General features: G+C 69.8%; 14 protein-coding genes. 11 read left to right on the forward strand and 3 right to left on the reverse strand.

The window, feature by feature from the left end; all coding sequences use genetic code 11:
* Positions 1-89: 89 nt before the first annotated feature.
* The 6 genes from OG257_RS25600 to OG257_RS25625 all read left to right on the forward strand — a co-directional run bounded on the left by OG257_RS25600 (position 90) and on the right by OG257_RS25625 (position 9424).
* On the forward strand, positions 90-1208 hold the full coding sequence (locus tag OG257_RS25600) for a DegT/DnrJ/EryC1/StrS family aminotransferase (protein WP_329211121.1): 1119 nt from the start codon (positions 90-92) through the stop codon (positions 1206-1208).
* On the forward strand, positions 1205-2218 hold the full coding sequence (locus OG257_RS25605) for a Gfo/Idh/MocA family protein (RefSeq protein WP_329211123.1): 1014 nt from the start codon (positions 1205-1207) through the stop codon (positions 2216-2218). The genes OG257_RS25600 and OG257_RS25605 overlap by 4 nt, the downstream gene beginning before the upstream one ends.
* Positions 2219-2323: 105 nt before the next feature.
* Positions 2324-4906, forward strand: a complete 2583-nt coding sequence (locus OG257_RS25610; RefSeq protein WP_329211125.1) for a glycosyltransferase family 4 protein — start codon at positions 2324-2326, stop codon at positions 4904-4906.
* 23 nt (positions 4907-4929) lie between these two features.
* Entirely contained in the window at positions 4930-6516 is a 1587-nt protein-coding gene (locus tag OG257_RS25615) for a glycosyltransferase family 4 protein (RefSeq protein WP_329211127.1), read from the forward strand.
* A complete protein-coding gene (locus OG257_RS25620; RefSeq protein WP_329211129.1) occupies positions 6513-8144 on the forward strand; it encodes a glycosyltransferase family 2 protein in 1632 nt (543 codons plus the stop codon). The genes OG257_RS25615 and OG257_RS25620 overlap by 4 nt, the downstream gene beginning before the upstream one ends.
* Complete coding sequence (locus tag OG257_RS25625; RefSeq protein ID WP_329211131.1) at positions 8141-9424, forward strand: nucleotide sugar dehydrogenase; 1284 nt, start codon at positions 8141-8143, stop codon at positions 9422-9424. Before OG257_RS25620 ends, OG257_RS25625 begins: the two co-directional genes overlap by 4 nt.
* A gap of 72 nt (positions 9425-9496) precedes the next feature.
* On the opposite strand, the gene OG257_RS25630 is transcribed toward OG257_RS25625, so the two are convergent.
* From OG257_RS25630 to OG257_RS25640, 3 genes are all read right to left on the reverse strand, one after another.
* Positions 9497-10666, reverse strand: a complete 1170-nt coding sequence (locus tag OG257_RS25630; RefSeq protein ID WP_329211134.1) for an acyltransferase family protein — start codon at positions 10664-10666, stop codon at positions 9497-9499.
* A gap of 115 nt (positions 10667-10781) precedes the next feature.
* Positions 10782-12374 (reverse strand): glycosyltransferase, encoded by a 1593-nt coding sequence (locus OG257_RS25635; RefSeq protein ID WP_329211136.1) that lies wholly within the window; start codon positions 12372-12374, stop codon positions 10782-10784.
* A gap of 164 nt (positions 12375-12538) precedes the next feature.
* Positions 12539-13150 carry an acyltransferase gene (locus OG257_RS25640; RefSeq protein WP_329211137.1) on the reverse strand — a complete coding sequence of 204 codons (612 nt, stop codon included), beginning with the start codon at positions 13148-13150 and terminating at the stop codon, positions 12539-12541.
* A gap of 274 nt (positions 13151-13424) precedes the next feature.
* On the opposite strand from OG257_RS25640, the gene rplU reads away from it, so the two are divergent.
* From rplU to OG257_RS25665, 5 genes are all read left to right on the forward strand, one after another.
* Entirely contained in the window at positions 13425-13745 is a 321-nt protein-coding gene (gene rplU, locus OG257_RS25645) for a 50S ribosomal protein L21 (protein ID WP_018551604.1), read from the forward strand.
* Between the two features lie 14 nt (positions 13746-13759).
* Positions 13760-14017: a 50S ribosomal protein L27 gene (gene rpmA, locus OG257_RS25650; protein WP_056785490.1), complete on the forward strand. Its 258-nt coding sequence runs from the start codon at positions 13760-13762 to the stop codon at positions 14015-14017.
* Between the two features lie 141 nt (positions 14018-14158).
* Positions 14159-15595, forward strand: a complete 1437-nt coding sequence (gene obgE, locus OG257_RS25655) for a GTPase ObgE (protein WP_329211140.1) — start codon at positions 14159-14161, stop codon at positions 15593-15595.
* Positions 15596-15892: 297 nt separating this feature from the next.
* A complete protein-coding gene (locus tag OG257_RS25660) occupies positions 15893-17392 on the forward strand; it encodes a bifunctional cytidylyltransferase/SDR family oxidoreductase (protein ID WP_329211142.1) in 1500 nt (499 codons plus the stop codon).
* Positions 17393-17618: 226 nt separating this feature from the next.
* Positions 17619-19718: a hypothetical protein gene (locus OG257_RS25665; RefSeq protein WP_329211143.1), complete on the forward strand. Its 2100-nt coding sequence runs from the start codon at positions 17619-17621 to the stop codon at positions 19716-19718.
* Positions 19719-19764: the final 46 nt, after the last annotated feature.

Raw genomic sequence — 19764 nt, forward strand, 5'->3', positions numbered from 1 at the left:
CCGGTGGGGTTATGCGCGGCCTCGTAAGACGTCCCGCACCCCAGACCTCTGCCTGTAAAGAGCTCTTGCGGTGTTCAAGGAGGACGTCCATGACGAGCATCAACGAGCAGCCGATTCCTGCTGCCCGCCCGGTCATCGGTGAAGAAGAGATCGAGGCTGCGGTACGCGTGCTGCGCAGTGGCCGCGTCGTACAGGGGCCGGAGGTCGCGGCTTTCGAAGAGGGCTTCTCCGAGCTGGTCGACGGCCGACACTGCGTCGCCGTCAACTCCGGTACCTCCGCGCTGCACCTTCTGCTGCTGGCCCTCGGCATCGGCCCGGGCGACGAGGTGATCGTCCCTTCCTTCTCCTTCGCGGCCTCCGCGAACGCGGTCCGCCTCGTCGGTGCCGATGTCGTCTTCGCCGACATCGAGCCCGGCAGCTACGGCCTGGACCCCGCCGCGGTCGAGGCGGCCATCACGCCGCGCACCGCCGCGATCATGCCGGTGCACCTGTACGGCCACCCGGCGGCGATGGACAAGCTCATGCCCATTGCGGCGAAGCACAAACTGGCTGTCGTCGAAGACGCGTGCCAGGCCCACGCCGCCGCCCTGAACGGCACCCCCGTCGGCGCGTTCGGCGAAGGCGGAACGTTCAGCTTCTACCCGACGAAGAACATGCACTCCCTCGAGGGCGGCATGGTCACCACGGCCGACGCCGAGCTCGCCCGCACCCTGCGCCTCCTGCGCAACCAGGGCATGGAGCAGCGGTACGCCAACGAGATCGTCGGCGCCAACGTGCGCATGACGGACGTGGCCGCGGCCGTCGGCCGCGTGCAGCTGACCAAGGTCGGCGGCTGGACCGAGCAGCGCCGCTCCAACGCCGCGTACCTCGACGCGCACATCACCACGCCGCACGTGACGACGCCGCCGGTCGCCGAGGGCGCCCGCCACGTCTACCACCAGTACACGATCCGGGTGCAGGGCGACCGCGACGCCGCGATGGCGAAGCTCACCGAGGCGGGCATCGGCAACGCCGTCTACTACCCGACCCCGATCCACCGGCTGAAGCCCTACTGGGAGCCGGACCAGAAGGCCGGCCGCAACTGGGACCTGCCCGAGACCGAGCGTGCGGCCGCCGAGGTCGTCTCGCTGCCCGTCCACCCGTCGCTCAGCGAGGGTGAGCTGGAGCGCATCGCCAACGCCGTGAACGCACTGGGGGAGAGCCTGTGACCGCCGCCGTACTGAGGGCCGGGCTCATCGGCCTGGGCTCCATGGGGCGCCACCACGCCCGTGTGCTGGCCGGACTCGAAGGCGTGACCCTGGTCGGCGTCGTCGACCCGATGGGCGACAAGAACGGCTGGGCGCAGGGCGCCCCCGTCCTGTCGACCGTCGAGGAGCTCATCGCCCTCGGTGTCGACTACGCGGTCGTGGCCTGCCCGACCGCGCTGCACGAGACGGTCGGCCTGCAGCTGGCCGACGCCGGTGTCTGCGCCCTGATCGAGAAGCCGCTGGCCGACACCGTCGAGGGCGCCCGCCGCCTCGTCGAGGCCTTCGAGTCGCGGAACCTGGTGGCCGGAGTCGGCCACATCGAGCGCTGCAACCCGGCCCTGCGCTCGCTGCGCAGCCGTCTGGAGGCCGGCGAGCTCGGCGACGTCTTCCAGGTCGTCACCCGCCGCCAGGGCCCGTTCCCGCACCGGATCGCGGACGTCGGCGTGGTCAAGGACCTCGCCACGCACGACATCGACCTGACGGGCTGGGTGACCGGTCAGACGTACACGTCGATCGCGGCCCACACCGTGTCGAAGTCCGGCCGCCCGCACGAGGACATGGTCTCCGCCGTGGGCCAGCTCTCCGACGGCACCATGGTCAACCACCTGGTCAACTGGCTGAGCCCGCTCAAGGAGCGCTTCACCTCGGTCACCGGCGAGCGCGGCTGCTACATCGCCGACACCCTCACCGCCGACCTCACGTTCCACTCGAACGCCGCGGTCACCACCGAGTGGGAGGCGCTGCGCGCGTTCCGCGGTGTCTCCGAGGGCGACATGATCCGTTACGCGATCCCGAAGCGCGAGCCGCTGCTTGTCGAGCACGAGCTCTTCAGGGACGCTGTGCTGGGTACGGACGCCGACATCTGCACCCTGCGGCAGGGCCTGCGTACCGTTGAGGTGGCTGCCGCGGTCCTCGAGTCGGCCGTGAGCGGCACGACCGTCCGCCTGGACACCAACAGTGCGGCGGGCTGAAGCCCCGGCAGCGGGCATATCGCTCATCTGCCCGGTCCGCTGCGCACTCCTGGGGAGTGCGCAGCAGGTACCGGCTCGTTTGTCTTCCACCGGAGGAAGTACAGAATGAAATCCCCTGCCCGCCGACCGCGGCTCGCCGTGATCGTCGCCAACGGCATCACGGGCGACTCGCGGGTCCAGAAGACGGCTGTGGCCGCCGCCCGCGACGGCTGGGACGTCACGCTGATCGGCAGGAGTGACACCAAGCGTGTCCAGCGGTCGAGGATGGGACCGATCCAGGTGGTCCGCGTCCCCGTGTCCGCGGAGTACGTGCGGTCGGTGAAGGCCCGCAGGGCTCATCCGCTGCGTGGGGCCATGACCCAGTTCCGTATCCACGACCAGGCGGCTCTGAGCCACTACCGTGCCTCCTACCGGGCCTGGGTGCGCCAGACGTCGGCCGAGACGACCTGGTCGGGCGCGCCCCGGCGGGCGTCCCTGAAGGCCGTGCTGCGCGCGCGCCGCGCCGTCTACAAGCTGCGGGTACGCGCGTTCAAGTGGGAGCAGCGCCGGACGCCGAAGGATCCGGTCCGCGACTGGCGCCGGGACTGGCCGCAGCTGGTCGATCTCGACCTGGCGTTCGGTCCGGTGATCGAGGAACTCAAGCCGGACGTCATCCACGCCAACGACGCCACCATGATCGTGACGGCCGCGCGCAGTGCGGCGCGGCTCCGGGCGAGCGGTCACCGCTGTGCCTGGCTCTACGACGCGCACGAGTACATCCGCGGCGTCGAATGGCCCAACCCGCGCCAGGGCTACGCCCTTCCGGCGGCCGAGGCCGAGTACATCGGCCGCGCGGACGCGGTGGTCACCGTGTCCCCGCAGCTGGCCGAGCTGCTCAAGAACGACCACAAGCTCGCTGAGGCCCCCCTGGTCGTGGGCAACTCCCCGGTCCGCGAGGTCATCGGCTCCGGCTCGGTGCGCTCGTCCGTCCGCGAGGTGTGCGGCCTGGGCCCCGAGGTCCCGCTGATGGTGTACTCGGGCTGGCTCGGCCCGGAGCGCGGTGTGGACGCCGTCATCGACGGGCTTCCCGAACTGCCCGGCGTACACCTGGCGCTCGTCTGCAGCCGGGTGACCCCGCTGCTGGAGCAGCTGCTGGCGACTGCCGAGTCGCTCGGTGTGCGCGACCGCATCCACCTGGTGCCCTATGTGTCGCAGCACGAGGTCGCGGACTACCTGTCCTCGGCGGACGTCGGCCTGACCCCGTTCAAGCGGGTCCCCAACTGCGAGGTCTCGCTGCCGACGAAGGTGTCCGAGTACCTTCAGGCGGGTCTTCCGCTGGTCACCAGCGACGTACGGGTGATCAAGGCGTACGTGGAGGAGAAGGGCCTCGGTGAGGTCTTCACCTGGGACGACCCGACCACCTTCGCGGCCGCCGCGTCCCGCGCGCTGAAGAACCGCAGCGAGCTTGCCGCGCACATCACCGAGGACGTGCTCAAGGAGCTCTCCTGGGAGCAGCAGAGCGCCGGGCTGCTCGAGCTGTACCGCACCCTGTCGAAGAAGACGCCGCCGGTGCCCGTCGCCGAGGTGTCGTGGACCGTCCAGGAGACGCCGGGGGCCGCACCGCTCGGTGCGAGCAGCGGCAAGTCCGGTGTACCGGTCTGGACCCCCCTCGGCCCGACACCCGTGAAGCTGGGCATCGGACCGGCCAACTACGCCGGTCAGGGTGCCGCGTTCGCGCAGGCCGTGTCGCAGGCGAATCCGGATGTGTCCGTCGAAGTGGTCATGAACCAGCGGGCGGACACCTTCGACTATCCCGCGGACGTCTACGTCGACGCCTCCCGGCTCGGCGAGCTGGACGTCCAGCTGGAACAGGTGAAGCGGGTGGTCGGCCGCTACAGCCACCTGATCGTCGACGCCTTCATGCCGGTCTTCGGACGGCTCAACGGCGACACGATCGCCGGCGATCTGGCCGCGCTGCGCAAGGCCCGCGTCAAGGTGGCGCTGCTGTCGCACGGCAGCGACATCCGCAACCCCGCCCGGCACCTGGAGCGCCACGAGTTCTCGCTGTTCCGGGACGCCCCCGAGGGCATCGCGGAGAAGCTCCAGGCCAAGGCCGAGGCCAACCGGCGGATCGCCGACGAATGCGGCCTTCCGCTCTTCGTCACGACCCCCGACCTGTTGGACGACCTGCCGTCGGCCAAGTGGGCGCCGCTCGTCGTCGACGTCGCCTCGTGGGCGGCCGACCGTCCCGTGATGGAGCGCGAGCGGCCCATCGTGATGCACGCCCCGTCCAAGCGCTGGACGAAGGGCACGGACCGCATCATGCCCGTGCTCACCGAGCTGCACGACAAGGGCGTGATCGACTTCAGGCTCGCCGAGGACATCCCCTGGGCCGAGATGCAGGCGCTGGTCAAGGAGAGCGACCTGGTCCTGGACCAGTTCACCACCGGCAGCTACGGCACGTTCGCCGTGGAGGCGATGGCGGCCGGAAAGCCGGTCGTCGGCTACATCAGCGACGCGGTGAAGGCCACGACGAACGGGGAACTGCCGATCGTCAGCGCCACTCCTGACACCCTGCGCGAGGTGCTGGGCTCCCTGATCGACGATCGCGAGGGAACCGCGGCCATCGGCCGCGCCTCGGTGGAATTCGCGCGTACTTACCATGACGGACGCTGGACCGCCCAGGTACTGAGCGGTTTCCTCAAGTGACGCGTCCGGGGGAAAGGTTGTTGATGGAGACGCAGGAACTCGGCACCGACAGGCCCGTCAGGGGCCGGGTCGTCATGCTGGTCGACAACAAGGTCGAAGGCGATTCGCGCGTACAGAAGGCTGCCGAGTCCATGGCCGCGGCAGGCTGGGACGTGACGCTGCTGGGCCTGGTCCGCTCGGGCAACGGGCGCAGCTGGAAGCTGGGCGACGCCGACGTGCGGCTGCTGCCGCTGAAGACGCCCCTGGCGAAGCGGCATGCCGAGCGGCACCGCTCGCTGCTGCGCCGTCCGCTGGCGTATCCGCCCGGTCCGCTCGCCGCCTATCGCCGGCAGTGGGCGAAGGCGTGGCGCGCCGACGTGGCGACACGTCGTGCCGCGCTCAAGGTGGCGCCGCAGGCAGTCGGTACCCCGGGCTTCCGCAGGACGGAGCAGGCCCGCCTCAAGGTGGCCGGGCCGGTGTCGAAGGTGATGCAGCGCTGGATCGAACTCCGGTCCCGCCAGTCCACCGAGGCGCAGAAGGCCGGCCGCCGGCTCCAGGGGCCGCTGGACCGGGCGTTCACCGCGGCCTGGAAGAGGGCCAAGGGGAACAGGGCCTGGCGCAGGCTCGAGCCCGCACTGTGGGACTACGAGCTCACGTACGGCAAGGAGATCGACGCCCTCAAGCCCGACCTGATCCATGCCAACGACTTCCGGATGCTCGGAGTCGGCGCCCGCGCGGCGGTCCGCGCCAGGGCCGCGGGCCGGAAGGTCAAGCTGGTCTGGGACGCGCACGAGTTCCTGCCGGGCGTCCGCCCGTGGGAGGACAACGCGCACTGGATTCCCGGCAACACGGCGCACGAGAGCGAGTTCGCCCCGTACGCGGACGCGGTGGTGACCGTCTCCGAGGGCCTCGGCGACCTGCTGCGCGAGCGCCACTCCCTGGCCGAGCAGCCGACGGTCGTCCTCAACGCGCCCGACCGGCCGGTCGAGCGGCTCGACGAGGACGACGCCGACCCGGTTCCGGATCTGCGCGAACTGTGCGGCATCGGCCCGGATGTTCCGCTGGTCGTCTACAGCGGCTCGCCCGGTCCGCAGCGTGGCCTCGGCGACCTGGTGGAGGCACTGCCGCACCTCGACGGCGTGCACATGGCGTTCGTCGTTCCCAGTCCGGCCGCCGGCTACATAAAGGGCCTCCTGGCCCGGGCCGAGGAGCTGGGGGCGGGCGACCGTCTGCACGCGGTTCCGTACGTACCGCACTGGCAGGTCGTGAAGTTCCTGTCCGCGGCGGACGCCGGCTGCATCCCGATCCACCACTGGCCGAACCACGAGATCGCTCTGATCACCAAGTTCTTCGAGTACTCGCACGCCCGGCTGCCCCTGGTCGTCAGCGATGTGAAGACCATGTCCGAGGTGACCCGTTCGACCGGTCAGGGCGAGGTCTGCACCGCTGAGGACGTTCCCGATCTGGTCCGCGCGATCAAGCAGGTGCTGGCCGATCCCGAGCGCTACCGCGCCGCCTACGACAAGCCCGGCCTGCTGGACACCTGGACCTGGGAAGCGCAGGCCGAGGTTCTCGACGGCCTGTACACCAACCTGCTCTCAGACCGCGAGAAGGCGGAAAACAGACTATGACGACGGCTCCTGACGTCAGTGTGGTTGTCGCCGTTTACAACACGATGCCCTACCTGACGGAGTGCCTGAACTCGCTCATCGGGCAGAGCATCGGCCTCGACCGGCTCGAGGTCGTCGCGGTCGACGACGGATCGACGGACGAGAGCGGCGCCGAGCTCGACCGGTTCGCCGAGCGGTACCCCGGTACGGTCAAGGTCATCCACCAGGCCAACTCGGGCGGTCCCGCCGCGCCCAGCAACAGGGCGCTGGAGGTGGCCACCGGCCGGTTCGTCTACTTCATAGGTTCCGACGACTACCTGGGCGAGGAAGCCCTGGAGCGGATGGTGGCCTACGCGGACGAGCACGAATCCGACGTGGTCGTCGGCAAGATGGTCGGAACCAACGGCCGGTACGTCCACCAGAAGCTGTACAAGAAGAACGACCCGGACGTCAGCCTGTTCCACTCCAGCCTGCCCTTCACGCTGGCGAACACCAAGCTCTTCCGTCGCGAGCTGGTCGAGAAGCACCGGCTGCGTTTCCCGGAGGACCTGCCGGTCGGCAGCGACCAGCCGTTCACCATAGAGGCGTGCTTCCGGGCCCGGAAGATCTCGGTGCTCTCGGACTACACCTTCTACTACGCGGTGAAGCGCGGTGATGCCAGCAACATCACCTACCGGGCCAATCACCTGTCCCGGCTGCGCTGCACGGCCGCGATCATGAAGCACGCGGCCTCCCTGGTCGAAGCGGGCCCGGACCGGGACGCCCTCTTCCAGCGTCACTTCACCTGGGAGCTCGCCAAGCTCGTCCAGGACGACTTCCCCGCCCTCGACGCCGAGACGCGGCGCGAGGTCTGCGAGGGCATCGCTGCGCTCGCCGACGACTACCTCACCGACGCGCTCAGGGACTCCCTGGACGTCAAGCGCCGGGTACGGATCTGTCTCGCGCGGGCGGGTGCCGTCGACGAGCTGATCCGGGCGATCACCGAGGAGGCGGAGCAGGGCGCCCCGCCCTTCCGCATCGAGGGCGACAAGGCATTCGCCCTGTACCCCGGCTTCCGCGACGAGTCCCTCGGTCTCCCCGACCGCTACTACGAGCTGGTCGGTGAGGCCGTTCCCGGGCGGCTGGCGCAGGGGACGGAACTCCTCGCCGCCGAGTGGGACCAGGCGGGCGACGACCTGCACCTCGTTCTGTCGGCGCGGATCGGAGTCCTCGGCGACACCGGTTCGGTGACCGTGCGCATGGCCAAGGGGGCCATGCCCAAGAGCGCGGACAAGCCCGGCGCGCGACGACTGCCGCCGGGACACGAACTGCCGGCACCGGAGGGTGAGTTCACCCTCGGTACCACCGATGACGGACGGGCGACGACGCTGCGGGGCCGGATCCCCGTCCACGCGGTGAAGTCGAAGCTCGGTGTCCGCGTGTACGTGGACCTGGCGGGCTCGACGTACGAGATCCCGGTGAAGACCGGTGGCAGGCCGCTGCCCCTGGCCCGCCGCTGGCGGCAGGCCGTCCCGTACAGGGTCGCGGCGAACCAGAATCCCAAGGGCCGCCTCGTGATCACGACGGCACCCCTGTGGGAGATCAAACCCGGTGCGGGCAAGCGGCTGCGCCACATGCTGTCCAGGCTGAAGAGGAAAGTAACCCGATGAACATCTGTGTAGTCGCGCTCGGCAAGATCGGCCTTCCGCTCGCCGTGCAGTTCGCAGCCAAGGGCCACAAGGTCATCGGCGCGGACGTCAACGAGAAGGTCGTCGAGCTGGTCAACGCGGCCACCGAGCCGTTCCCCGGCGAGCACGACCTGGACGTCAAGCTCAAGGAGACCGTGGGCGCCGGCCTGCTCTCCGCGACGACGGACACCACGGCCGCCGTGGCCGCGTCCGACGCCGTCGTGGTGGTCGTACCGCTCTTCGTGGATGCCGAGGGCACCCCGGACTTCGGCTGGATGGACGCCGCGACGAAGGCGATCGCCGCAGGCCTCAAGCCGGGCACCCTCGTCAGCTACGAGACCACGCTCCCGGTCGGCACCACGCGTACCCGCTGGGCGCCGATGCTCGCCGAGGGATCGGGCCTCACGCCGGGCAGGGACTTCCACCTCGTCTTCTCCCCGGAGCGGGTCCTGACCGGCCGCGTCTTCGCCGACCTCCGCCGCTACCCGAAGCTCGTGGGCGGCATCGACGAGGCCTCCGCGCAGCGCGGTGTGGAGTTCTACGAGGCCGTGCTCGACTTCGACGACCGCGAGGACCTGCCCCGTGCGAACGGTGTGTGGGACCTCGGTACGGCGGAGGCCTCCGAGCTCGCCAAGCTCGCCGAGACCACCTACCGCGATGTCAACATCGGTCTGGCCAACCAGTTCGCCCGGTTCGCCGACAAGAACGACATCGACATCAAGAAGGTCATCGAGGCCTGCAACAGCCAGCCCTACAGCCACATCCACCAGCCCGGCATCGCCGTCGGCGGCCACTGCATCCCGATCTACCCGCGGATGTACCTGTGGAACGACCCGGAGGCCACCGTCGTGCGCTCGGCCCGTGAGGCCAACGCCGCGATGCCCGAGTACGCCGTCGACCTGCTGGCCGCCGCCTACGGCGACCTGAACGGTGTCGGTGTGGTCGTGCTGGGCGCCGCCTACCGCGGTGGCGTCAAGGAGACCGCGTTCTCCGGTGTCTTCGGCGTCGTGGAGGCCCTGAAGGCGCGCGGCGCGATGCCGTTCGTCTCGGACCCGATGTACACGGCCGACGAGCTGACCGCCCACGGCCTCGTGCCGCACGAGGGCCAGGCCGTCACCGCCGCGATCCTCCAGGCCGACCACGCCGAGTACCGCGAGCTGGCCGCCGCCGACCTGCCGGACGTCCGCGTCCTGGTCGACGGCCGCCGTACGACCGACCCGGCCAACTGGGCCGGCGTCCGCCGCGTCGTCATCGGCGGCTGACCGCTCCACCGCCACGCGATGGGCCCCACCCGGCAGTGCCGGGTGGGGCCCATCGTCCGTTCCGGAGGGGTGTCAGACGGCCTTGGACCGCTCGGTGCGGGCCGCCGCCTCCCGTGCCTCCCGGTCCAGCCTGGCGCGCAGCCAGCGCTGTGAGGGGCGTTCCACCAGCCGGTGCAGCAGCCAGGCCGCCAGCAGGATGACGGCCGTGGTCACCAGGAGCGTGGGCCAGGCGCCCAGAGGTCCGTACAGGTTCCGGATCAGGGCCCAGCCGAGCTCTTCGTGCAGCAGGTACAGCGGGTAGACGAGTGCGCCCAGGGTGGCGAACCCGGTCCAGCGGATCCTGTCGAGCTTGTGGAGCGCGACGGCCAGCACGAGCAGGTAGAAGACGGTCACCAGTGCCAGCGCCACGTACGGCTGGCGGTCCATGCCCCGGTCGTGGCGCAGACCGTCGGCGTGCTGGACCAGGTCGCTCTGCATGACCAGCCAGCTCGCGGCGAGCAGGCCCCAGAGCTTGAGGTCCGGGCCGAAGCGGTACATCAGGTACATCGCGATGCCGCCGACGAACAGGGCGGTGTTGAGCGGCTGGGCGAAGATGCCGAGGATCGGCACCTGGTTGTTCTCCTGCTGGATCAGCACGCTCGCCAGCAGCCACAGCCAGCAGAAGACGCTGACGCGGCGGTAGTCGAGGCCCTTCCAGATCACCAGGAGGAAGATCAGGTAGAAGGTGAGCTCGGCCCAGAGCGTCCAGTAGGCGCCCACCAGATGCTGGGCGGACAACGGCACCTGGAGCATCGTCAGGTTCGTCAGCGACTCACTGATGCTCGGACCCGTGCGCGTGCCGTCCGGCAGCGCGCGCCAGACCGCGAACGCGACGGCGGCCGAGAACCAGTAGGCCGGGAACAGGCGCAGGAACCGGGCCCGCACGAACTGGCCCGGGGTGCGGTCCCACGCGGACAGGCAGATCACGAAGCCGCTGATCAGGAAGAAGAGCTGGACGCCGTAGGAGCCGTAGGACGTCACCGGGAAGAGCCACGGGAACAGCTCCTTGGGGTTCACCCCCCAGTTGGCCTTCGTCGCGGCGTCCACCCCGGTGAAGTGAAAGGCGAGCACGGCGAGCGCGGCGACGACCCGCAGCGCGTCCAGGGCGTGCAGCCGCGGCCCGGGCGCCCTGGCGGGACTGGGCTGAACGGCAGTCGCGGTGACAGCCGGCTGGCTTGGCACCTGGACCTCGGTCTGGGGCATGGCGGCCTCGTTAGGCTTGTACTGGGCACGTGATGACGGTGCTGTGTCCGGTCATCCTAAAGAGCCTATGAACAGACCGTGACCGGGGTGCGTGCGCCCGCGGCCCGGCCGCACGTCACTCCGCCGTGGTCCGTACGGCCCTCTGGGCGGGGATCGCCGCGGACCGGGTGATCAGCAGCCGGTCGAAGTGCGGACCGACCGTCTGCCAGTCCCAGGTCGAGATCGCCTGCTCGGAGGCCTCGTGACCGGCCTTGAGCCAGCTCTCCGCGGATTCGTTGACCGCGAGGATCCGCTCGGCCGCCTCGGCGGGCGAGGACACCACCCAGGAGCCGGGAAAGAGCGAATGGGCACCCCGCGGCTTGTCCGCGAAGAAGGGCCAGTCACGTACGACCGGGACCGCGCCGCTCGCGGCTCCCTCGATCAGGCCCAGATGCCAGCTCTCGCGGACGGACGTGCTGAGGATCAGCCCGACCTCGGTCAGCGCCGCGGGCACGTCGTCCGTCTGCCCAGTCACCTGGACCGCCCCGGCGGAGACGAGCGGTGCCAGGTCGGAGGTGAACGCCTCGTGGTAGCGGGCGAGGGCGGGGCTGTCGGCCGGGTTCATGGGACTGCCGATCAGATGCAGGCGGTAGCGCTTGTCCTTCTGCCGCAACAACCGCAGTACCTCCAGGGCCCAGCGGGGATCCTTGGCGACCTGGCCGGCGCCCACCAGGCCGAGCGTGAACCGGGCCTCGGGCTTCTTGGGCAGCGGGAAACGGGTGAGGTCGACCGCGTTGTCGATGACATGAACGGCCGGAGCGCCCGGCTCCCGCAGCCGGGGGAGCGAAGCGAGGGCGAGGTCCCGCAGGTGTTCGCTGACGAACACCACGTCGTCGACACGGGAGAAGTCCACCAGGTGGGGCCAGTAGCTGAACGCCTCGAAACTGTGCAGACGCACCACGACCCGGGTCGTACCGGGGTCGACGAGCGTGAGGAAGGCGGCGGCAGCCGTGCACCAGTCGACGAACACGACGTCGGCCCAGTCGAGGTGCGGGCGCAGCGCCGTCTCCGCCTGCGCGGCGTAGTCGCGCCCGCCCCCGATACCGCAGCCGATCATCCGGCCCATGCCCTTGGCGAGCGGGGCCGTCGCCGGGGTGTCCGCGGTGTTCATGACGCGGACCTCGACGTCCGGGTGCGCCCGGTAGCGGTCGAGGATCGGCGGCAGGAAGTTCGCGTTCGCACTGTGGACGAAGAGCAGCCGCAGCGGCCGGTCGGTGGGCGGCGCGGCTGCCGGAGCGGAGCGCCCGCGAGGCGCCCGCAGGGCCCGCAGCACCCGGCTGCGGCGGAGCGGCGCCGTGAACCTGGCGGGGTCGGTGGCGAGCGGCGAGGCGAGGCTGTCGAGGTGGGCGACCCGGTGGAAGGCGAGGATCAGGGCCTTGGCGGCCGAGGCCGCGGCGGCGCTGCGCCGGCCGGCCTTGTGGTGCTCGTCGGCACACGCCAGTTCCGCCGCGTACGCCTGCGTCAGATGGCGGGGTATGTAACCGAGGGCGAGCCGGGCCTCCGCGGCATCCGCCAGTACGTCGGCCCTGGTCCGGGAGTCCTGGATGCGGTGACCGGCCACGCCGAGCACCCGCTCCGCCAGGACCGGGTTCTTGACGCGTGCCATCCGGTCGGTGGCCCAGCGTGCGAGACCGACGAGGCGTTCGTCGGAGAGGCGAGGTGTCAGCACAGCGAAGCTCCACGTTCGAGTCAGGAACTCGGACCGTACGGGCTTCGCGTGGGTAACGGAAGAGTGGCTGCCCACCAAACGCGCGGCAGACGCCGGGTGGCCCGACGCACGCCCGCCCCGATGCCGACCGGGGCATCGGGGCGGGCGCGCTCGACGTCCTCGGGTCAGAGCGCCCGGGCGGCACGCTCCGTGAGTACGCCGTCGCTCTCGTCGTGCAGGGTGCCCGTCTGCGGGCACTCCCAGACACCGGGCTCGTCCGCACGCTCGACGAGCTTCACACCGGACCGGCCCACCCAGCCGATCCGGCGGGCGGGCACGCCCACGACCAGGCCGAAGTCCGGCACGTCCTTCGTGACCACGGCGCCCGCGGCGACCATGGCCCAGGCCCCGATCCGTACCGGCGCGACACACACGGACCTGGCGCCGAGCGAAGCGCCCTCGGCGACCTTCACACCGACGGCCTCCCAGTCGCCGCCGCGCTTCTGCTTGCCCTCGGGGTCGACGGAGCGCGGGTTGTGGTCGTTGGTGAGAACGACAGCGGGACCGACGAAGACCCCGTCGCCGAGCTCGGCCGGCTCGTAGACGAGCGCGTAGTTCTGCAGCTTGACGTTGTTGCCGATCTGCACGCCGGTGCCCACGTAAGCGCCACGGCCGACCACGCAGCCCTCGCCGAGCCTGGCTCCCTCGCGGATCTGGGCGAGCTCCCAGACGCTGCTGCCGTCGCCGATCTCGGCACTCCCATCGACCTGGGCGGTGGGCTGGACCCTGTAGTTCACGTGTTGCGCCTTCCGGAGAGCGGACTTGCCCGGCGAGCATACGACCCCCCGGATCCAGGCGAGGTGCGCCGGGGGCGCGACCCGGTTTGACCCCTCCGCAGCGGCCCCGTAGCCTTGACCCTCGGCGTGTTTCCGTGCGCCTACCCCTGAGCACATCCCTCGCGGTGGATCCGTCCCTGTGAGAGGCCGCTCATCCTTCCGGACTGTCGTGGGCCCCGGCCTGCGCGATCGGCTGGCTTCAGGGGGATCCGTTCCGAGTGAGAGAGAGATCCGCGTGTACGCCATCGTGCGCAGCGGTGGTCGCCAGCACAAGGTTGCTGTCGGCGACATCGTTGAGGTTGACAAGATTCCCACCGCCAAGGTTGGCGACACGGTCGAGCTCTCGACCCTGCTCGTTGTCGACGGCGACGCCGTGACCAGCGACCCCTGGGTCCTGGACGGCATCAAGGTCCAGGCCGAGATCGTGGACCACCACAAGGGTGCGAAGATCGACATCCTTCGCTACAAGAACAAGACCGGCTACCGCCGTCGCCAGGGTCACCGCCAGCAGTACACGGCGATCAAGGTCACCGGTATCCCCGCGGCTGCGAAGTAAGGGACTGAGGAGACATGGCACATAAGAAGGGCGCATCGTCCACTCGGAACGGGCGCGACTCAAATTCCCAGCGGCTCGGCGTGAAGCGCTTCGGCGGTCAGGCCGTGAACGCCGGTGAGATCCTGGTCCGCCAGCGCGGTACCCACTTCCACCCGGGCACGGGCGTCGGCCGTGGCGGCGACGACACGCTGTTCGCGCTGACCGCCGGTGCGGTGGAGTTCGGTACGCACCGTGGCCGCAAGGTCGTGAACATCGTTCCCGTCGCTGCCTGATTTCAGGTTTCGACTGAACGACACAGCACCTTCCGAGGGCGGATCTCAGCTTTCCCGGTAATCGGGGAAGCGGGTCCGCCCTCGGCGCGTTACGTCTAAAGACATTCCTGTATTTATCCGCATTACCTGGAGGCCCCAACCATGACCACCTTCGTGGACCGCGTCGAGCTGCATGCCGCCGCGGGTAACGGGGGCCACGGCTGCGCCTCCGTACACCGTGAGAAGTTCAAGCCGCTGGGCGGCCCCGACGGGGGCAACGGCGGACGCGGGGGCGACGTGATCCTCGTCGTCGAGCAGGCCGTCACCACGCTGCTGGACTACCACCACAGCCCCCACCGCAAGGCCACGAACGGCCAGCCCGGTGCGGGCGACAACCGCTCCGGCAAGGACGGCCAGGACCTGGTGCTGCCCGTCCCGGACGGCACCGTCGTCCTCGACGGCGACGGCAACGTCCTGGCGGACATGGTCGGCCAGGGCACCACCTTCGTGGCGGGCCAGGGCGGCCGCGGCGGCCTCGGCAACGCCGCGCTGGCCTCGGCGCGCCGCAAGGCGCCCGGTTTCGCGCTGCTCGGCGAGCCGGGAACGAGCCGGGACATCGTCCTGGAGCTCAAGACCGTCGCCGACGTCGCCCTCGTCGGCTACCCGAGCGCCGGCAAGTCCTCGCTGATCTCGGTGCTCTCCGCGGCCAAGCCGAAGATCGCGGACTACCCGTTCACGACCCTCGTGCCCAACCTGGGCGTCGTCACCGCGGGCTCGACCGTCTACACCATCGCGGACGTCCCCGGACTCATCCCGGGCGCCAGCCAGGGCAAGGGCCTCGGCCTGGAGTTCCTGAGGCACGTCGAGCGCTGCTCCGTGCTCGTGCACGTCCTGGACACCGCGACGCTCGAGTCGGACCGTGACCCCGTCTCCGACCTCGACATGATCGAGGAGGAGCTGCGGCTGTACGGCGGCCTCGAGAACCGCCCGCGCATCGTCGCCCTCAACAAGGTCGACATCCCGGACGGCCAGGACCTCGCCGACATGATCCGCCCGGACCTGGAAGCGCGCGGCTACCGCGTCTTCGAGGTCTCCGCCATCGCGCACAAGGGCCTCAACGAGCTCAGTTACGCCCTCGCCGGGATCATCGCCGAGGCGCGCGCCACCAAGCCGAAGGAGGAGTCGACCCGGGTCGTCATCCGTCCCAAGGCCGTCGACGACGCGGGCTTCACGGTCAAGAGGGACGACGAGGGCATCTACCGCGTGCGCGGCGAGAAGCCCGAGCGCTGGATCAGCCAGACCGACTTCAACAACGACGAGGCCGTCGGCTACCTCGCGGACCGCCTCAACCGCCTCGGTGTCGAGGACGCGCTGCGCAAGGCAGGTGCCCAGGCCGGTGACGGCGTGGCCATCGGGGCCGAGGAGAACGCGGTCGTCTTCGACTGGGAGCCGAGCCTGACGGCGGGCGCCGAGATGCTGGGGCGCCGTGGCGAGGACCACCGTCTCGAGGCACCGCGGCCCGCCGAGCAGCGCCGCCGCGAGCGGGAGAGCGAGCGCGACGAGGCTCAGCGCGAGTACGACGACTTCAAGCCCTTCTAGGCACCCCGCCGGGCGCCCTCCGCACGGAGGGCGCCCGGTTCTCACAGGGGAGCGCCCTGTTTTCACAGGGAACTGCCAGGTGGCGGCGGTGACGTCGCCGATGATGTGCGGATTGCGTAAGACGTCTGTGGAGTCCGTCACTCCGCGTACGGGGCCGGCACGGCCCAACCTCCCTGGCCAGGCAGTGAACTGCGGGTTTCGCGGAGGCGAGCAGCGGTGGACGTCCGCCTTGCGAGACGGTCACGGAGAGTGCGACCATCACACTGTTCCCCCCTGTCATCGCAAGGTAGGTCGTCTGTGTCTTTGCCGCATGAAGCCAAGCCCCGGACCACAGCGGTCGTGCTCGCCGGTGGTACCGGTCAGCGCGTGGGACTGGCGATCCCCAAGCAGCTGCTGAAGATCGCCGGTAAGGCAGTCATCGAGCACACGCTGTCCATCTTCGAGAACGCCGAGGACATCGACGATGTCATCGTGCTGATGGCGCCGGGCTTCGTGCCCGACGTCGAGAAGATCGTCGCCAAGGCCGGACTGACCAAGGTCATCAAGATCATCGAAGGCGGCAACACCCGCAACGAGACCACCGAGCGTGCCATCGCGGCGCTCGGCGAAGGGCTCGCGGAGGGTGAGGACCGCAACGTCCTCTTCCATGACGCCGTCCGTCCGCTTCTGTCACAGCGCGTCATCAAGGACTGTGTCGACGCCCTCGACCGCTACCAGGCCGTCGACGTCGCCATCCCGTCCGCGGACACGATCATCGTGACCCGCACGCACGGCGAGGACGGGGAATTCATCACCGAGGTCCCGGACCGGTCCCGGCTGCGCCGCGGCCAGACCCCGCAGGCCTTCAAGCTCTCCACGATCCGCAAGGCGTACGCGATCGCGGCGGGCGACCCGAACTTCCAGGCCACCGACGACTGTTCGGTGGTCCTGCGGTACCTCCCCGACGTGCCGATCTACGTGGTCGCGGGCGACGAGTACAACATGAAGGTGACCCAGCCGGTCGACGTCTTCATCACCGACAAGCTCTTCCAGCTGGCCTCCACTGCGGCCCCGCGCCAGGCCGACGAGGCCGCCTACCGGGAGCTGCTCTCGGGCAAGACCCTGGTCGTCTTCGGCGGTTCGTACGGGATCGGCGCGGACATCGCCACGCTGGCCGAGCAGTACGGCGCCAGCGTGTACGCGCTGGGCCGTTCGACCACCGGTACCCACGTCGAGAACCCGGAGCACGTGGACGACGCGCTCTCCAAGGCGTACGCCGAGACCGGTCGCGTCGACTACGTCATCAACACCGCGGGCGTGCTGCGCATCGGCAAGCTGGCCGAGACCGACAACACGACGATCCAGGAAGCGCTGAACGTCAACTACCTGGCGCCCGTCCAGATCGCCCGCGCCTCGTACAAGTACCTGGCGGAGACCCAGGGTCAGCTGCTGCTCTACACCTCCAGCAGCTACACCCGCGGCCGCGCCGAGTACAGCCTCTACTCCTCCACCAAGGCCGCCATGGTGAACCTCACCCAGGCGCTCGCGGACGAGTGGGCCGGCGACGGGATCCGGGTCAACTGTGTGAACCCGGAGCGCACCGCGACCCCGATGCGGACCAAGGCGTTCGGCCAGGAGCCGGAAGGCTCGCTGCTCTCCTCCGAGGCGGTGGCACGCACCTCGCTGGACGTCCTGCTCTCGGCGATGACGGGTCACGTCATCGACGTACGCCAGCAGGACCCGACGCGTGACGTCGCCGAATCCTCCGGATTCGAGCAGGCACTCGCCTCGGTGCTGGACCGTCAGGAAGATGTGTAATAATTCTTGACAAATGTACTTTAACGGGCCTCTGTTATCGCTGAAACGCGACTGCAGAGGCCCGAGTGCGTGAAGCCGCATCTTCACATTTCCCTCTATACGTGAAACAACCGGCACCCCCTGGAGCAGGTTCTTCGTGATTTCGACAGCCATTCGCCTGGCCCGTGTGGGCAGTCGGTCAGAACTGGCGGCAGCGATACTGATGACGCTGGGATACCCCTGCGTCATGATTGCCGCGCTTCTCCCCGATATCTGGTTCTTCGCGGCGGCCACGGCTGTCACGTACTTCACGGACTGGTTCCTGCACCAGCGTGGCAGTTATCTGGTCAACCGGCTCGGCAAGGTGCGGGCGGGACTGCCGATCCGCTTCCTGCTCCGCCAGCTGATGATCATCCTGCTGCTCGCGCGGCTGGATCTCGCCGAGGAGCCGATCTTCTACGCGGCGGTCGCCTGCTTCCTCGTCTTCTACGGCCTCCAGGCACCGCACGGCGCCCTGACGACGCTCATCCGGCTCCGCCGCACGATGCCGATCGTCACCCGCAACGTGGACCTGCATGCCGTCCGCATCGCCGACGCCCCGCCGCGCGCGCTGCTGCACCGCTCCGCCGAGAAGATGCTCCACCTGGACATCCCCGCGGTGGCAGGCATCCTGATCGCCGCCGGAACGGGCCAGGAGATCATCGGCTTCGTCGGGGCCGGAGTGACGGTGCTGCTGGCCGTCCTCTACAACGCCCTGCTCGTCCCGTACCTGCGCCGGGCCCGCCGGGTGCCGACCGCCCCCGCCGTGCTCAAGGCCCTGGACACCTGGCTGAACGAGTACCAGCCGACCGTCGTCCTGTACTTCTCCGGCTCCAACGAGTCGGCGTACCAGGTCAACATGTGGCTGGACACCATGGCAGGCATAGAGGGCCGGCCGCTGATCGTCATGCGGGAGCGCCCCCTGGTGTCCATGCTCGCCGAGACCTCCGTACCGGTGGTCTGCATCCCCGCGGGCACCCACCTGATGAATCTGAACCTCTCCACCGTGCGGGTCTGCCTGTATCCGGCGAACGTCGGCAAGAACATCCACATGCTCCGCGTCCCGACGATGAAGCACGTCTTCATCGGCCACGGCGACAGCGACAAGCTCGCCAGCGTCAACCCGTACTCCAAGGTGTACGACGAGGTGTGGACGGCCGGCCGCGCGGGCCGCGACCGGTACGCGCTCGCCGATGTCGGCATCCGCGACGAGGACATCGTCGAGGTCGGACGCCCGCAGCTGGCGCCCATCACGAGCTGGACCGGCACCGCGAAGAACCCCATTCCGACAGTTCTGTACGCCCCGACCTGGGAAGGCTGGGACGACAACCCCGGCAACACCTCCCTGCTGCTGGCCGGGGAGAACATCGTGCGTCGGCTGCTCGACGCGGACCAGCCCGTCCGGGTCATCTACAAGCCGCACCCGTTCACCGGCATCCGCAGTGCCAAGGCCAAGGCCGTGCACGCCCGGATCGTTGCCCGGGTCGCCAAGGCGGCCCAGGCGCGCGCCGCCGACCCCCGCTGGGCCGGGGAGGCCGGCAAGGCCGCCGCGGATCAGCGTGCGGCGCAGGCCGAGCTGACGCGGATCGAGGCACGGCTGGACGTACTGGCCCGGCCCGGCCGGGCCGGCGGGGACGAGTCGGAGGAGTCGCGGGTCTCGCTCGCCGACCCGGCACGCCAGGCCGAGATGGCCACCCTGCGGGCCGAGTGGAACGACGCGTACTGGCGTTCCTTCGGCTGGTGGGAGCACCGGACGGTGACCGGCTCGCAGCCCAAGCTGTACGACTGCTTCAACCAGGCCGATGCCATGGTCTCGGACATCTCCAGTGTGGTGTCCGACTTCATCGCGAGCGGCAAGCCGTACGCCGTCACTGACTCGGCGGAGCTCGGCGCGGAGGAGTTCAAGCGCCAGAACACCGCCGTACGGGCCGCCGTCGTCCTCTCCAACAGCGCCGAGGAGATCGGCGAGCTCCTGAACGCGGTCGCCGACCCGAAGGCGGACCCGCTGACCGAGGCCCGCCGCGAGCTGAAGAGCTATCTGCTGGGTCCGGACGAGCCGACCTCCCTGGAACGGTTCGACGTCGCCGTGCGGACACTCTCGGCCAAGGCCGAGGCGCGCAACGCGGGCGTCGCCCAGCGCATCGGTGAGCAGCCCGCCCCCTTGCCCGACCCCGAGGCCGAATCCAGTGGTGCCGGCGACGGTGCGGCTGCGGTCACCGCCGAGGCTGTGGCAGCGGCCGATCCCGATGAGACGGCCGTTTCGGAGGCCGACGCGAGCATCGGCGCAGGTCCCACGGTGTCCCGCTGATGGCCTGATCAGTACCGGCCACCAGATGTAATCCAGCCGTCATCCA

The sequence above is a fragment of the Streptomyces sp. NBC_00683 genome (assembly GCF_036226745.1).
In the GTDB taxonomy this organism is placed as follows: Bacteria; Actinomycetota; Actinomycetes; order Streptomycetales; family Streptomycetaceae; genus Streptomyces.

Bases quoted from the DNA above. Each gene is read 5' to 3' on its own strand.
- OG257_RS25600 (WP_329211121.1), top strand. From the start codon at position 90: ATGACGAGCATCAACGAGCAGCCGATTCCTGCTGCCCGCCCGGTCATC.
- OG257_RS25610 (WP_329211125.1), top strand. From the start codon at position 2,324: ATGAAATCCCCTGCCCGCCGACCGCGGCTCGCCGTGATCGTCGCCAAC.
- OG257_RS25615 (WP_329211127.1), top strand. From the start codon at position 4,930: ATGGAGACGCAGGAACTCGGCACCGACAGGCCCGTCAGGGGCCGGGTC.
- OG257_RS25620 (WP_329211129.1), top strand. From the start codon at position 6,513: ATGACGACGGCTCCTGACGTCAGTGTGGTTGTCGCCGTTTACAACACG.
- OG257_RS25625 (WP_329211131.1), top strand. From the start codon at position 8,141: ATGAACATCTGTGTAGTCGCGCTCGGCAAGATCGGCCTTCCGCTCGCC.
- OG257_RS25630 (WP_329211134.1), bottom strand. From the start codon at position 10,666: ATGCCCCAGACCGAGGTCCAGGTGCCAAGCCAGCCGGCTGTCACCGCG.
- rpmA (WP_056785490.1), top strand. From the start codon at position 13,760: ATGGCACATAAGAAGGGCGCATCGTCCACTCGGAACGGGCGCGACTCA.
- obgE (WP_329211140.1), top strand. From the start codon at position 14,159: ATGACCACCTTCGTGGACCGCGTCGAGCTGCATGCCGCCGCGGGTAAC.
- OG257_RS25665 (WP_329211143.1), top strand. From the start codon at position 17,619: ATGATTGCCGCGCTTCTCCCCGATATCTGGTTCTTCGCGGCGGCCACG.